The organism is Vibrio cholerae (assembly GCF_008369605.1).
GTDB classification, from domain to species: Bacteria; Pseudomonadota; Gammaproteobacteria; order Enterobacterales; family Vibrionaceae; genus Vibrio; species Vibrio cholerae.
In genome coordinates, this window is sequence record NZ_CP043554.1 from 1,701,648 (window position 1) to 1,716,568 (window position 14,921).

General features: G+C 48.4%; 16 protein-coding genes. 7 read left to right on the forward strand and 9 right to left on the reverse strand.

Annotated elements, in window-relative coordinates; all coding sequences use genetic code 11:
- The first annotated feature begins 36 nt into the window (after nucleotides 1-36).
- Nucleotides 37-1,170 (forward strand): class Ia ribonucleoside-diphosphate reductase subunit beta, encoded by a 1,134-nt coding sequence (gene nrdB, locus F0316_RS07860; protein ID WP_000331860.1) that lies wholly within the window; start codon nucleotides 37-39, stop codon nucleotides 1,168-1,170.
- Nucleotides 1,170-1,448 carry a class I ribonucleotide reductase maintenance protein YfaE gene (gene yfaE / locus F0316_RS07865; protein WP_000718943.1) on the forward strand — a complete coding sequence of 93 codons (279 nt, stop codon included), beginning with the start codon at nucleotides 1,170-1,172 and terminating at the stop codon, nucleotides 1,446-1,448. The genes nrdB and yfaE overlap by 1 nt, the downstream gene beginning before the upstream one ends.
- A gap of 197 nt (nucleotides 1,449-1,645) precedes the next feature.
- Here yfaE and F0316_RS19860 read toward each other — a convergent pair whose 3' ends face one another.
- Nucleotides 1,646-1,900, reverse strand: coding sequence for a hypothetical protein (locus tag F0316_RS19860; protein ID WP_000486262.1), 255 nt, complete (start codon nucleotides 1,898-1,900; stop codon nucleotides 1,646-1,648).
- A gap of 249 nt (nucleotides 1,901-2,149) precedes the next feature.
- Nucleotides 2,150-3,388 carry a CinA family nicotinamide mononucleotide deamidase-related protein gene (locus F0316_RS07880; RefSeq protein ID WP_000912225.1) on the reverse strand — a complete coding sequence of 413 codons (1,239 nt, stop codon included), beginning with the start codon at nucleotides 3,386-3,388 and terminating at the stop codon, nucleotides 2,150-2,152.
- Between the two features lie 172 nt (nucleotides 3,389-3,560).
- On the opposite strand from F0316_RS07880, the gene F0316_RS07885 reads away from it, so the two are divergent.
- The 5 genes from F0316_RS07885 to F0316_RS07905 all read left to right on the forward strand — a co-directional run bounded on the left by F0316_RS07885 (nucleotide 3,561) and on the right by F0316_RS07905 (nucleotide 8,277).
- A complete protein-coding gene (locus tag F0316_RS07885) occupies nucleotides 3,561-4,460 on the forward strand; it encodes a DUF3943 domain-containing protein (RefSeq protein WP_000914640.1) in 900 nt (299 codons plus the stop codon).
- Nucleotides 4,461-4,726: 266 nt separating this feature from the next.
- Entirely contained in the window at nucleotides 4,727-5,239 is a 513-nt protein-coding gene (locus tag F0316_RS07890) for a glycine cleavage system protein R (protein ID WP_033930887.1), read from the forward strand.
- Between the two features lie 230 nt (nucleotides 5,240-5,469).
- Nucleotides 5,470-7,080: a methyl-accepting chemotaxis protein gene (locus F0316_RS07895; RefSeq protein WP_000915500.1), complete on the forward strand. Its 1,611-nt coding sequence runs from the start codon at nucleotides 5,470-5,472 to the stop codon at nucleotides 7,078-7,080.
- A gap of 92 nt (nucleotides 7,081-7,172) precedes the next feature.
- The gene (locus F0316_RS07900; RefSeq protein WP_000041073.1) at nucleotides 7,173-7,523 is read left to right on the forward strand and encodes a DUF2750 domain-containing protein; all 351 of its coding nucleotides are present in this window, start codon (nucleotides 7,173-7,175) and stop codon (nucleotides 7,521-7,523) included.
- Between the two features lie 178 nt (nucleotides 7,524-7,701).
- Nucleotides 7,702-8,277, forward strand: a complete 576-nt coding sequence (locus F0316_RS07905) for a nucleoside triphosphate pyrophosphohydrolase family protein (RefSeq protein WP_149560380.1) — start codon at nucleotides 7,702-7,704, stop codon at nucleotides 8,275-8,277.
- Nucleotides 8,278-8,661: 384 nt separating this feature from the next.
- Here F0316_RS07905 and btuD read toward each other — a convergent pair whose 3' ends face one another.
- The 7 genes from btuD to cobT form a co-directional block, all read right to left on the reverse strand.
- Nucleotides 8,662-9,417, reverse strand: a complete 756-nt coding sequence (gene btuD / locus F0316_RS07910; RefSeq protein ID WP_149560381.1) for a vitamin B12 ABC transporter ATP-binding protein BtuD — start codon at nucleotides 9,415-9,417, stop codon at nucleotides 8,662-8,664.
- Nucleotides 9,404-10,399, reverse strand: coding sequence for a vitamin B12 ABC transporter permease BtuC (gene btuC / locus F0316_RS07915; protein WP_000345513.1), 996 nt, complete (start codon nucleotides 10,397-10,399; stop codon nucleotides 9,404-9,406). Before btuC ends, btuD begins: the two co-directional genes overlap by 14 nt.
- Nucleotides 10,400-10,479: 80 nt before the next feature.
- Entirely contained in the window at nucleotides 10,480-11,508 is a 1,029-nt protein-coding gene (locus tag F0316_RS07920; RefSeq protein WP_000167429.1) for a succinylglutamate desuccinylase, read from the reverse strand.
- A gap of 315 nt (nucleotides 11,509-11,823) precedes the next feature.
- The gene (locus F0316_RS07925) at nucleotides 11,824-12,426 is read right to left on the reverse strand and encodes a histidine phosphatase family protein (protein WP_057563144.1); all 603 of its coding nucleotides are present in this window, start codon (nucleotides 12,424-12,426) and stop codon (nucleotides 11,824-11,826) included.
- Nucleotides 12,427-12,432: 6 nt separating this feature from the next.
- A complete protein-coding gene (cobU, locus tag F0316_RS07930) occupies nucleotides 12,433-12,972 on the reverse strand; it encodes a bifunctional adenosylcobinamide kinase/adenosylcobinamide-phosphate guanylyltransferase (RefSeq protein ID WP_149560382.1) in 540 nt (179 codons plus the stop codon).
- Nucleotides 12,973-12,980: 8 nt separating this feature from the next.
- A complete protein-coding gene (locus tag F0316_RS07935) occupies nucleotides 12,981-13,766 on the reverse strand; it encodes an adenosylcobinamide-GDP ribazoletransferase (RefSeq protein ID WP_000718973.1) in 786 nt (261 codons plus the stop codon).
- The gene (cobT, locus tag F0316_RS07940) at nucleotides 13,766-14,791 is read right to left on the reverse strand and encodes a nicotinate-nucleotide--dimethylbenzimidazole phosphoribosyltransferase (protein ID WP_172625992.1); all 1,026 of its coding nucleotides are present in this window, start codon (nucleotides 14,789-14,791) and stop codon (nucleotides 13,766-13,768) included. Before cobT ends, F0316_RS07935 begins: the two co-directional genes overlap by 1 nt.
- Nucleotides 14,792-14,921: the final 130 nt, after the last annotated feature.

Consider the following 14,921-nt stretch of genomic DNA (forward strand, 5'->3'; position numbering starts at 1 on the left):
TTGCTTAGGCAAGAGGCCAAACGGATGAAGGCAACAATGGCTTACAGTACTTTTACCCAAAAGAAGAATGACCAACTAAAAGAACCTATGTTCCTTGGTCAGCCTGTCAACGTCGCACGTTACGACCAACAAAAATATGAGATTTTTGAGAAGCTGATTGAAAAGCAACTCTCCTTCTTCTGGCGTCCAGAAGAAGTGGATGTATCCAGCGATCGAATTGACTACGGCAAATTGCCGGATCATGAAAAGCATATTTTCATTTCTAACTTGAAATACCAAACTCTGCTCGACTCCATTCAAGGCCGCAGCCCGAACGTCGCACTGCTGCCACTGGTTTCACTGCCAGAGCTGGAAACGTGGATTGAAACTTGGTCTTTCTCTGAAACCATTCACTCACGCTCTTACACTCACATCATTCGTAACATCGTGAATGATCCTGCAGTGGTGTTTGACGATATCGTTGAAAACGAACACATCATCAAGCGTGCGAAAGACATCGCCCACTACTACGATGATTTGATTGAGCTGACTAATGACTATCACCGCTATGGTGAAGGCCAACATCAGATCAACGGTGAAACCATCACGGTATCGCTGAAAGAGCTGAAGAAGAAGCTGTATCTCTGCTTGATGTCAGTCAATGCACTGGAGGCGATTCGCTTCTATGTAAGCTTTGCCTGCTCTTTCGCGTTTGCAGAACGTGAACTGATGGAAGGTAACGCGAAAATCATCAAACTGATTGCACGTGACGAAGCCTTGCACCTGACGGGTACTCAACACATGTTGAATCTACTGCGCAACGGCATGGATGATTTTACCTTCCTGCAAGTGGCAGAAGAGTGTAAGCAAGAAAGCTTCGATTTGTTCAAAGAAGCCGCTGAACAAGAGAAAGAGTGGGCAGAATACCTGTTCAAAGACGGTTCGATGATCGGCCTTAATAAAGATATTCTGTGTCAGTACGTCGAGTACATTACCAATATCCGTATGCAAGCCGTCGGTTTAGAGCCGGCATACCCAGCCGCGACGAATAACCCGATCCCATGGATCAACGCATGGCTGTCTTCTGATAACGTGCAAGTGGCACCTCAAGAGGCTGAGATCAGTTCTTACTTAGTGGGTCAAATCGACAACGAGGTAAGCGCCGATGATTTCGAGGGCTTTGAACTGTAATGGCTGCAATCAAAATCAACAAGCTGCTGACCATTGAATCTAACTCGAGCCATACTCTGCTTGAAAGTATGGAACAAGCAGGGTTAGAGCCAGAATACAACTGTCGCGACGGGCACTGTGGTGCTTGTCGTTGTCAGCTCATCTCTGGTGAAGTCGAGTATGTTGGTTTTGCCATGGCTTATACACAAGGCAATGAAATTCTACCTTGTATCTGCCGTGCAAAAACGGCACTTGAGATAGAACAAGTCACGTATCAGCTCAAAGCCAAACGCGCTTAACCCATCGCGCCCAACCAATGGTTTTCGACTTTATCAATAAGTCGATGAGGTCGATAACCGTTTGAGTTGAGAAAAGTGAGGTGAACTCTACCCAAACTATTTGGCGTTGCAGCTTCAAGTAGGAAGGGGAAAAGCCATTGAATATGAAGTTGCCGCCATGAATACGGCGGCTTCACAGGATATGCACAAGCCAGAGCTTAGGCTCTGGCTCTATTCCCGCCACACAAAATCGCATCCGCAGTTCTCATGGATACCCACTTATTGCCGATTTCGCGTCCGCCATCATCAAATAGCGATAACCAATAGCCTTGGTTACTGGCGTTATCGAATTGGGTTGGAGCGTGTAACCAGAGTGAAACTACATCCTCAGTTCCGTCGCTATGTGCTTCTCCTAAAACGACTTTTTGACTGGCGATTTTATACCAAACCAAGATTTTCGAGTGTTGAAACATGTCAGCCTCCTGCCGCCACTTTTCGGGGGAGCAGTCAGTGTACCGATCCAACCAAGGGTTTAAAGCCTCTCTTTTGAGACAAATCACGCTCTCTAAATAAATCATCCGCTTATTGATTAGACAAAATACGCATAACGAAAGCTAAACCATCAATAAGCAGAATAAGTAGCGGATTCATTCAGTTAACACCGAACGCATAACGATAAAAAAGCCATTTAAAATCAATCCATTATTGTAAGATTTTGATTTTTAATTGAGCACGCTACTCGGCAAATGCATCTCTTTGACCCGCTCAACCGCACTGTAACCCACAAACATAGAACGTCCAGTGAGATAGCGCAGTAACATGTCCGCAGCCAGTGTTGCGATCCACTCTTTTTGCTCTTGTGCGCTAAAACGACGCACAAATTTGACTGTTTGCCCCCACTCACCATTTGGGGTTGAGAGCGCAACCGAAACGTGATCCTCTTTCAAAGCCCCTGTAACCAGTGCCATTTGGGTACCGCATTTGTCTTTCGTCGCTCCTGCTAGGGCAAACGCTGCTGCTAGTGGGTCTTGATGAGCAAGCTCAGACGATACTCTGTGGCTTAAGATCCAAGAATGGCCGGCGAGGGCTTCAACGTTGGGATCACTCAGCAGCCAACTCGACAACCCACCTTGGGTTGCTTGCTCTGCCAAAGCCAAAGAGAACCCTTTTTCTGCCATCACATGGCCTAAATAGGTCAACATGGGTTCATCAATACTCACCACATACTGTTCTAAATGCGAATGTATGATTTTCAGTAAGCTGAGACGACGTTCTTGATCTTGGTCTGGGCCAAACAGTTTGACTTCAATAAACGGCAGATAAGAGCGATAACCTAAGGTGTAACCTTCCGGCAAATGCATTTTATCTAGCTTATCGGAGATGGAGGATTCCGAAGTGCCGAAGGTATATAAGCGGCTACACTGTTGCCCTTGAACGGAAGGAAATTGCCGCTGCAGATTAGGCAAGATCTGCTCGCTGACCATTTTGTAAAACTCTTTGGGAACGCCCGGAGTGAAATAAAACCAGCAATCGTTGATCTGCATTTTAAAACCACAAGCGGTGCCAATTGGGTTATCAATCACCTCGGCATTGGCTGGCAGCATCGCTTGTTTGCGGTTACTTTCTGGCATCGCTCGACCACGCCCAATGAAAAAGGCTTCCAGTTGACTCAACCAATCAGCGTTCAAAACCAGCGGTTGTTCTGCTGCCTGAGCCGCAGCTTGGGCAGTGATATCATCGCTGGTCGGGCCTAAGCCACCATTGACGATCACCACATCCGAGTTAAAGCTCAGCATCATTAATTCTTCCACCAGAGCAGGCAAGCTATCTCCAACCGTGGCGCGTTTAGCCAGTGAAAAGCCATGCTGATAAAATTCGCGCGCTAGCCAAGCGGCGTTAGAATCGACGATATCACCGTGCAAAACTTCTTCGCCGGTACTGAGCATTGCTATTTTCAACATATTTGCCATCCTGATGTAAATGCAGTTTCCATATTGGCTTACAATAAGCTAATAGAAAAGAATGTTTTATCGACTAAGCTATTTCAAACAAGCGCGAATTATCGGTTCCTTGTTTGTGAGTTTTATGGATAATTGTGACCCTGATCGACATATCACCTAACTGGAGACATCTGTGCTCAAGAAAAACATCACCTCAATGATGTTGTTGACATTTTCCGCCTGCGTAAGCGCACAGCAACAAGATGTGAACTTCAAATCTGATTTTACCTATCCATTGAGCTGTGAACAGAACGGCTGCTATTCAAGCAATTATTATACCGACTCTGTTGGTAACCCTTTTTCTTTGAGTCTCAATGATGCTTCTTCACTCAAGCTCGATGAACCTCTTCCCAAATATTTAATGGTGCAAGACACCCGTGACTGGGATTATCTGAAAGGTCAAACCTATACCATTCTCGGCCTGAGTGTTATGACCGCAGGATTGATGACTTTACTCCCTGAATCCATCACAAAATGGGACGCAGAAGATCGCAAACTGAGCGGCCTTGGTAAAAAGTGGAAAGATAATGTTACCTCAGGCCCAACTTGGGATCGTGACGAACATTTTCTGAACTACATTATGCACCCATACTTTGGTGGTGTTTATTACACGGCGGCGCGTCATGCAGGATTCAACGAGTTCGAATCCTTCCTCTACTCGGCCACCATGTCGACGTTCTTCTGGGAATATGGGGTTGAAGCTTTTGCAGAAGTCCCCTCGTGGCAAGATATTTTCATCACCCCGTTTTTTGGTGCTGTGGTCGGTGAACTGATGTTTGAAGCCGAACAAAATATTGTGGCTAATGGGGGTGAAGTCATGGGCTCCGATACTGTAGGGGGGGTGACTCTCTTCTTCCTCAACCCAATCGGTCATATTCATGGCTGGGTGAGCAGTGCTTGGGGAGGCTCTGCGGATGTTTCCTTCCAAAGCAGTCCTTGGTCAAACAACCCAGATGCAGCCAAATATGCGCTGGATGCCGGTGCTCCATACGATTCACAGTATTACGGCGTCAATTTTAAAATCACCTTCTAATCTGTGCGACAGACTATACCTAAGGTATAGCCTGTCTGCATTATTCGGCTTCACGTTTCCTTTCACCCTCTCCTCGCAAGAGAACCAAATAACCTAAGCTTGAAGCTCAGTGCCAGCCAGAAGGGGGATAAATCTGTGGCGCAAGTAGAATTATTGTCCTTCCGCTGAGACTCCCTGTCCAAAAATTGATTTTGGTCAATTCCACCCCAAGTTAACCTCCTACACTCAAAGAGCGAGCAACGCGAATTCCTTGTCAGGAGGCCAACATGAACAGCACATTTATTGTGAATTTTGTCGGAAAAGCAACGCCTGCCACCATAAAGCAACTGGCAGCCGTCACTCACGAAAATGGAGGTAAGTGGCTAATCAGTAAGGTGAATTTCATTGAAGACAGCGTTGCTGCTGTGATCAAAATTGAATTACCTGCAGACAATGCCAGCACAGTGAAGCAAGCCTTCCAAACCTATCCCGGTCTTTTGGTCGAAATTACCGATGCCGACCCGCATGTCCATAAGAGTGATGCTGTCTATAAGGTCAGATTGGATGCCAACGATCGCGCAGGGATCGTGAATGAAATAACTCATCTGCTTGATGGCCAAGGTATTAGCATCTTAGATATGGACTGCCAACGTGTGTTTATCGCCGGTGGTGGCGGTATCAGCTCAAGCCTATTTACGGCCAATGTCGCTATGCGTCTACCAGTGAATATTGAAATCGATGACGTCATCAATGAGCTTGAAGCGTTAAGCGAAGATACTCGCGTGACGCTCGAAGCTTAACGCTTTTCATCCCATCCTAACGAGGGAGGCTTAGCCTCCCTGCTTGCGTTTGAGTTATTGCACTAACTCTCATCAAATAGTTGAGCTGGTTAACAAAATGAACTGAGGCCAGTGGCAAATCAGCCGTTGTGAACCATCCTTTTATTAGTCCTTATCGGCCTATTCATTCAAACAATAACCTAGCCGAATAAGACCATAAACATTACAGCGCTCAGTTAGGTGGTAACGTCATGTTGAAGCTAGAGAATATCAAGGTCAGTTATAAACTGGCCGCTATTGTCATCGTTGGTATTGTTGGATTTTTGAGCCTGCTCTTTATCTCTGCCAATGCCCTAAAAGAAAACTTGGTTGCTGAGCGTGAAGCACGTTTGAAAGCAGTGATTCAAAGCACCCTCTCTCAGGTGGCTTATCTCAACCAAACCCTACCCAAAGAACAAGCTCAAGAACAGGCCAAAGCCCTGATTAACGCGCTGCGATTTGATGGCAACAACTATATGTTCGTGATTGATGAATCACGCTACACAGTAGTACACCCGATCCGTCAGGATCTGGTTGGTCAACAGATGGGAAATCCGGGTAAAGATACAGAAGGTCAATTCTGGTTCACCATGATCGACTTAGCGCGCAATGGTCAACAAGGCTCGTTGATCTACCCTTGGAAAAATCAACAAGGCAACCCTGCCGATAAACTCTCGTTCGTCAATGGCTTTGCGCCTTGGGGATGGATTTTAGGCTCAGGCATGTTGTTGGACGATATTGAACACGCGGTTTACCAACAGTTCCTCAGAATGGGTTTCGCCACCCTAATAGTGACGCTCGTTATGATAGGTCTGGGTGTTGTGATCAGTCGTGCGGTGATTCAACCACTCGATACCATCAAAGATGTGATGAAAAAAGTTGCCCAAGGCGATCTCACCGCACAGATTCCTGTGCTGGGTAAAGATGAGCTTGGTATTGTTGCCCAGCGCATCAATAACAGTATTGCCGCCGTACATGATGCCTTGGTTGAATCCGTACAGTCCGCCTCTTCTGTCGCGGAAGCGGCGATCCGCATCGCCTCCTCTGCAGAAGAAACCAGCCAAGCCGTGGTTTCACAACGTGACCAATTAAGCCAACTTGCCACCGCGATGAACCAGATGACCGCGACCGTGGCTGATGTGGCAGGCCATGCAGAAGACACCGCGCGTGATACCCTCGATGCCAGCAAAGAAGCGAACCTAGGAGATAAAGACGTCCATTCGAGCGTAGACAGCATTCGCGCCTTATCGGTTGAACTGGGCGTTGCAACTGATCAAGTGAATAAGCTCAAAGAAGGGGTGATGCAAATTAGCGAAGTCACCTCGGTCATCAGTGGCATTTCCGAACAAACGAACCTTCTTGCTTTAAATGCGGCGATTGAAGCGGCGCGAGCGGGCGATCAAGGTCGCGGCTTTGCTGTGGTCGCTGACGAGGTACGGAATTTAGCAAGCCGAACTCATCATTCCACCGATGAAATCCAAACCATGATTAACCGTCTGCAACAACTGGCGGTAAGCACAGCCAGTGCGATGCAAAAAAGCCAAGCATTGGCGGCTAACAGCGTGGCAACCGCAGAGAATGCGGGCAGCGACTTATCTCTGATTGTGAATCACATTCAGCACGTCAGCGACAAAGCCACTCAGATTGCCACCGCAGCGGAAGAACAAAGTGCCGTTGCCGAAGAGATGAACCGTAACGTAAGTGGCATTAATGATGCGGCGCTGGAAATGTCGCAAGCGGCCACTTATTTAGCAGAAGAGAGTGAAAAACTGGCTGACTTGTCACGGCAACTCGACCAAAAACTGACGGCCTTTAAACTGTGAACTCACTCTTTTTATGAGCAGACAGAGATCGGCATGGGCATTCTTCGAGGAAAGTGCTACCCTTACGGCATTATCTACTGCGAGAGAATAAAATGAGCAAATTAACGGCAGATATCGAAGCGAATCTAGCGCTGTTTATTCAAGAAACCCAAGAAAGCCAACTTGTTTGGGGTTTACGCAATGAAGAAGGTTGGCTCTCTTGTGAGTCGACTGAATTTGAAGAAAGTGAAGTGATGCCTTTCTGGTCATCCAAAGAAGATGCGCAAATTCATAATGTTGAAGAGTGGGCTGACTTTGAAGTGGTAGAAATCCCGCTGGATGTTTTTGTAGAAGATTGGTTAATCACTCTTGATGAAGATGGTGTTCTGGTCGGAACGAACTGGAATGCCAACCTCGAAGGTAAAGAATTAGAGCCATCACAACTGGCCAAACTCTACCTATAACCTATTCCCTATGTAGGTTAATCGGTATTTCGGTTCTCCCTACCGATAAGGCGCATAATTGCGCCTTTTGTTTTTGCTCACTTTGTTTTTCAATCCTGTGATTCATGTGCTGACGTAGCCCCGCTGCACAAGCTTTGTTACACTTGCCCTCCTGTTAAACTCCATTCGGAACGCAAGCATGCAATTAACTAAGCTGACGCAAGAGATCTTCGACCACTTATACCGTGATATCAGTGAATTCCGCCAAACCTTTGATCTGCCTGTCGCTGCACCACAGACCTTAAATTCCCAGGCTGACACCTTACACACTTCTTTGGCGATTGAAGAGCTGACTGAGCTTGCCCAAGCCGACAATAAAACCGAACAAGCGGATGCGATTGTGGATACCGTCTATGTGTTGATGGGAAGATTGGTGCATTTAGGCCACGCTAAGGTAGAAGACAATCTAGCGATCAGCTATTTGATTGACCTACTTTTGCATGTCGCGGCCAACTTAAATATCGACTTTCTTCCATGCTGGGATGAAGTACACAGCTCCAACATGAGTAAAGTGTGTCGCAGTGAACAAGAGTATTTAGATACTGAGAAATTCTATGCTGAACAAGGTATCAAGCTAATGGCGGTTCATCAAGGTGAGTACATTATTGCCAAATGCGCAGAGGATTTTATCTCTGAGTCTAAAACCGTGCGTCAGGGCAAAGTGCTGAAGTCGGTTTATTACCGCCCAGCTAACCTCGCAGCACTCACTCAGTAATCAACCTCTGCTTTACCTTGGCCAGGTATCGAGTATCCAGATAAAAAAAGGCCACCTTAGTCACTAAGGTGGCATACTGCGTCTGATTGGGGCCAATCAGTTCAGCACAAACTCAATACTCTTATACCAAGGCACCATTCAGGAGAGAGTGCCAAGGGATCTGCCGAAGAGTGATGAGCCTAACAAGAACGAGAATGTATCAAATCTAGTATTGCGAATTGTGTGCCAATATTTTTTCCTTGCGTTAAAAAACACAACTCATTGATAAATAAACAAATACTAAAAAACTTTCTCGCCTATTCTTCCAGCAACATGCGCTAAAACAGTGCTCCATGCGCCATGATTGGTCAACTCAGCACCTGATAAGATGCTGGCGTCTTAGGCTCAATCGAACAGCAAGTGAGGATGCCCTTCCAGTTCCACTCGACGAATTGACGTGCCAAACACGGATTGCAGCACTTCTTGAGTCAGTACCTCTTCCGCACTTCCAGCACGGTATAGAACGCCACGACTGAGCAGTAACACTTGATCAGCGTGACGCAAAGTGCGGTTCAAGTCATGATTGGCCATGATCACCGTCAATCCCTGCCCTGCCATGCGCCCAATCAGACGATACAACAGGCTTTCTTGCGCAATATCCAAGGGTGCCGATGGCTCATCCCAAATCAGTAAACGCGCAGAAGGATTCAAAACCGGTGAGACCTGTAGACAACTTCCGGCTAGACGTACACGCTGCCATTCACCACCAGAAAGCTGGTGAATCGAACGGTGTAGTTTGTCATCAATATTGAGTAAACGGCTGATCTGATCGATTTCGCTGGCCACTTCCGAGCGTTCTAGGGCTACGTTCGCAGGAACCGACAGCGCCAAATATTGGAAAACGTGCAGTTGAAAGCTGGGTTTATCATTTTGTGCCAGATAAGCACGATGGCGGGCGAGTTCAGATAAGCTTGCTTGACTCACGTCTAACCCATCAACCTGCACAGATCCAGAGAAAGGGATCATCCCCGCTAAAGCGGCAAGCAAGGTGCTTTTGCCACAGCCGTTGGGGCCAATCACATGCCAAACTTCGCCAGCGTTAGCCTGTAATGACAACGGCAGCAGACGAGAATCCACCTGTAAGCTGTTAACACGAATCATGGTTTCTCACCAACATCCAGATAAAAATGGGCGCGCCCAGAGTGGTGGTGACTACCCCCAATGGCAATTCGCCGCTGCCCAGCGCCAAACGCGCAATCAGGTCCGCACTCACCAGTAATAAAGCGCCGCACAGAGCAGAAAGTGGTAGCAATAGACGATTTTCCGAGCCTAGCGTTAAACGCAGCAAATGAGGAACCACTAACCCAACAAAACCGATCACTCCCCCTAGTGCGACGGAAGCCCCGACCAGTAATGCGATAGCGAGAATGAGCCGCCAGCGAACACGATGAATATCGACCCCTAACTGTTTGGCATGCCCTTCACCAAGCATCAGCTTATCCAAAACGCCACCTTGCAAGACAAGCCAAATCACGACAGGTACTGCCACCAAAGAGAGGAGATGTTGATACCAACTGACGCCTGCGACACTGCCCATTAACCAGTACATCAGTTGACGCAAACCAAGGTCATCACTGAAATAGAAAGCCCAAGTGACTACCGCGCCAGACAAAATCCCCAATGCGACCCCGACCAGTAATAGCCTTGCGGTGGTCAAGCGTAACTTACGAGCCATCACCACCAAGAGCAACGTAAACAGCAGCGCGCCCAATACCGCGGCCGCCATAAAAGCCACAGGGGAATTTAAACTCGGGAAAAACAGCAGCAGAATTACCATCGCCACGCTTGCACCACCCGATACCCCCACCACGCCCGGCTCAGCAAGCACATTGCCTAGCAAGACTTGTAAGGTGGCTCCCGCTACGGCCAGAGAAGCCCCAATGACCGCCGCAGCCAGTAATCTTGGCAAACGCAGTTCCCATACCAACTGCTGTTCGAGAGAAGACCAAGCGGAAAAAGGAGATAGCCACAGCTCTCCCACCAACAAATAAAGGACACACACACTCAAAAACAGCCCGATCAGCAGATAACTGCTGCGCTGCCAGCGTTGCTGTTTATGTTGAAGCAGTCGATGAAAATCCATCTTGTCGTTCATAGAAAAAAGAATGGCCTAACCTTACCGTTAAGCCATTTAAATAGAAAGGAGATCATGACCAAGCAAGATCAGTCGTACACCAATTGGTCATCTTCATAGCGCGTGTTCACCTTACACACCATCAAGGCAGCACGCTGGCCAATGGCCACTTTACGGTTCGGGAAAACAATCGCTTCCCCTTCATTTTTCGCCATTAAAGGCTTATCGCCATCGTGACCAAACACTTCCCCATGCATAAAGGCGGTGAAGTTTTCCACGTCGTCACTGAAGCGAAAATCAAAATCGTCGTGCAGACGCACTATGGTGCGACTGACTCGGTACATCACCGTTTTTCTCGGTAAGTGCTCGGGTTTATGGCGAGAGATGAGATCTCGCATCGCCAGATCAAAGGCCAACAGACGGTCTAATAAATTTTCACCTAAGCGTGCCACTTGACCAAGCTCTAAGGTCAAGGCTTGCGCAGCATAATGCTCGGCCGAATACCAACTAAACGTACTGGAAGGCGCATTCGATAGCATCACGGCTTCAATATGGGCTTGCTCGATAAATTGCATCAGGCTACGGCTGCGCACCGGATGACGCGCTTTCGGACTTACTGCAAACGAATAGTGTTTCGAGCCACGAATGGCACAGTGCAAATCTAGATGCCAACGCGAGTGCTCGTCCGTGTTGGCAAAAAACTGTTTAAGCAGAACTTTGAGGTTATCGGCAATCGCCAGCTCAGTGCTCGGAGTGTGGGGCTTATCATCAAATAAGCGGTTGAGATTCTGCTCAATAAAACGGACATGGCGCACCGTGGCTTGCGGGTGCGCCAGGATAAATAAGCAGCGCTCAGCAACGGGTTGAAATCCGCTGACGATATCGTCAATCCATTTATCCAGCAGTTCCATAGGTGCGGTTTCATCACCATGTACCCCACAGGAGATCACCATATTTTTTGTCGCCGCATCCGTTTGAGCTGGGATCACTTCCAACACGCCACGTTGATGCAGCTTTAAGGTCACACCCTGCTCTGTACGTACGGTTTGCGCGACCATGGGATGGTCAAGATCTAAGCTGTCGAAAAGAAAAGATTGGCGGAAGAGAGACTTCGTCATGCGCTACTCCTTTATTGCACAGCGGTATGTTAAGAAATTGTACGAACAATTTATGCCAAGATGATCGCACTTATCATCACCCATTCAATATCCGTGGTCGTTAACGGCACTCTACCCAAACGACTTGGAGTTGCAGGTGGAGAGTGATCCCCCATCATAGAAATACTCAGTGATTGGGGTGAGCGAATATAGCCAACACCGCTGCAGCTTCAAGTAGCAAGGAATAGATCTTTTTATTCCCAGCCAGACGACGATATAGGCGCGGATTCTACCACTAATTCAATGAGATGCTCCATATTCAATTCGCTTTATGGGCTAACGGCAAAGCGCATTTCCGATGCTGGTCACGCTCACTATCGGTGGCTCACCGGGATAAAGGACAAGCTCAGTCACCGATTGATGAGGAATGGTTAACCGAGTATGCCAGTGTGGGTTGCGCCAATCGACACCCAATACGTGTGCCAAAATCAAACGTATGGTTCCTGCATGGCAGAGGATAAGCGTATCGCTCTCAAGCTTAGGTAGCCATTGTTGCCAAGCTTGACTCACTCTTTGATAGGCCATAGCGAGAGGTTCAGCTTGTGGCAGTGTGTTCTTTGCGGGGTCTTGCCAAAAGGCATCCAATATTGGCCATTGAGTCTCCAAGTCGGCAAAACTTTGTCCATCCAACTCACCAAAGTTAAGCTCTTGGAGCTGCGGGTCGAAATCGAGCATAACATGCGGACGAGCCGATTGGAGCAATCGCGCCAGATCGGCGCAGCGACGTAAGGGGGAGCTTATCACACGAGTAAACGGCAAAGTGCTCAATTGGCTGGCTATCGCTTGTTGCACGCTCGGCTCCACCGCGACATCCGTTATACCATTCAGGGCTGCAGGGCCTTGTGTTTTGCCGTGACGCAGTAACCAAATTCGGATCATGCCTTGCTACTCGCCTTTTAAACGCTGTGGCAGCCCCGCCACGACAAACGTTACCGAATCGGCCAATGTCGCGATTTTCTGGTTCATCCATCCCGCGTGGTCAACAAACATGCGAGTCAATTCGCCCATCGGTACGACTCCCATACCCACTTCATTGCTGACCAAAATAATGTGAGCTGGGGTTTGAGCCAATGCCGCTAACAGCGAATCGACATGCTGCTCAATCCGCGCTGCACAGAGCGCGGCTTCGTGTTCAAAAAGCAGATTATTGAGCCATAACGTGAGGCAATCGACTAACACCACATCTTGGCGTTGAAAACGAGTTAACGCCTCAGCCAAAGCCAGCGGCACTTCATGTTCATTCCACTCTGCGGTTCGTCGGGCTTGATGATGAGCAATACGCTCGCGCATCTCATCATCTAAGGCCGTGGCGGTCGCCACATAATGCAAGGTTGCCCCCAAAGCTTGTGCGGTTTGTTTGGCGAGTAACTCTGCGTAACTCGATTTACCACTACGGGCACCACCTAAAACGAAATGAACCGTCACTTTGCCCCCTAAATCATCACTTCATGCTGTAAAAAAGCAAGCAAGATCAGATAGATCAGAATTTCCATCAACTGCTGTGCGGCGCCAAGGCAATCGCCAGTAAAGCCACCCAAACGTCTGATAAGCCATTGGCGGAAAATCTGTCTGAAAATCAAGCTGGCGGCGATCATCACTCCAATAAACTGCCATGAGAAGTAAAGCAGTGTCGCTAAGGCGGTGAGGGATAACACGGCCACATCCGTACCCGACTGCTGCTGTGCCAGCGGCTTACTTTTACTGCTGTCGGTATCGGAGACATAAGGCGTATTACGAATCAAAGACGCCGCCACCGCGCGGCTTAGGGTATAAGCCAGTAACCAAACAGGAACCAGTGAAGTAAGATCGGCTAATTCGGTGAGTAGCAAATATTTACCCAGCAAAACCATAATCAAAGCGCTAGAGCCATAAGTGCCAATGCGGCTGTCTTTCATGATCTCTAGACGTCGCTCAGCCGTCATACCACCGCCCACACCGTCAGCCATATCCGCTAAGCCGTCTTCATGAAAGGCACCGGTCAATAACAAGCTCAACACCATGGTCAAAAACACGCTGATGTTGGTAGAAAAAAGCTGCGTCGCGAGCGAGTAAACCAAAGCGCAAATCGCCCCGAGCAGGAGTCCAACCAGAGCAAAATAGCGCCCAGCTTGATTCATTCGCTCACTGCTATAAGGCAAACTCACCGGCACAGGAATGCGGGAGAAGAAGCTCACGGCCAGCAAAAACAGCTCCAGTTGATAACGTAAAATGGCCGCCATTACACTGTGACTCCTGCATCAGCAAAACTGGCCATGTGGTTGTAAAACTCCACTGCAGCACGAACAAGACCCAGCGCCAACACAGCTCCGGTACCTTCACCTAAACGTAAACCTAAATCCAACAGTGGCTCTGCGGCCAGCATTTCTAATACTGCGCGGTGCCCCGTTTCTTGTGAGCAGTGGGCAAACAGCAAAAAGTCTCGTACATTTGGCTCGATTAAGGTCGCAACATAAGCGGCAACCGTCACAATAAAACCGTCCACCAGCACTGGGGTTTGCTTTTCGTATGCCCCCATAAATGCCCCGACCATTTGGGCAATTTCAAACCCGCCAACTTGCTGCAAGACATCTTGTGGCGCAGCGCCTAAACAGCGCTCAACACCTTGGGTAACCAACGCTCGTTTACGTTGGTACTGCTCATCCGTAATGCCGGTGCCACGTCCAACACACACTTCAATCGGCAAGCCGGAGAGTGCCGCCAAGATTGCTGCTGCACTGCTGGTATTGCCAATGCCCATCTCACCAAACATCAATAGATTACAGCCCGACTCAACTTCACGATTAATCAACGCCTTGCCAAGTGCGATTCCCTCTTGCACCTGCTCTGAAGACATGGCGGCTTGCTCGGCCAAATTATGTGTACCCGCACCGAGACGCTGCTCAATCAAATCCGCGTGAGCGGGCTGAGCTCGCAAAATACCGCAGTCAATCACCCGCATCGCGGCGTGTTCAGTACGACAAAAACAGTTGATGGCCGCGCCGCCAGCGAGAAAGTTTTGCACCATTTGCTCAGTCACTGCGCTTGGCGCAATACTGACACCTTGCGCAGCGATGCCGTGATCGGCGGCAAAAACCAAAACGGTCGGCTGATGAATCGCCAGTTGAGTTACCGCTTGATCTTGGTTTTGGCTTTGGATGAGTGCTAAATGATGCGCGACGCGCTCAAGTTGCCCTAGCGCCCCGAGTGGCTTGGTTTTTTGATCGATTCGTTGTTGGATTTCGGCGCTGAATGAGCGATCTAACATGCGGGCATCCTTACTTCTTTTTAAGGCATGAAAACAAATGCGGCACAGTCTACTCGCTCTGAACAACAAAGCAAAAGCCTTCACTTATTTTGCCTACTACACCACACTCTCAGCGCAAACGACTTGCCGC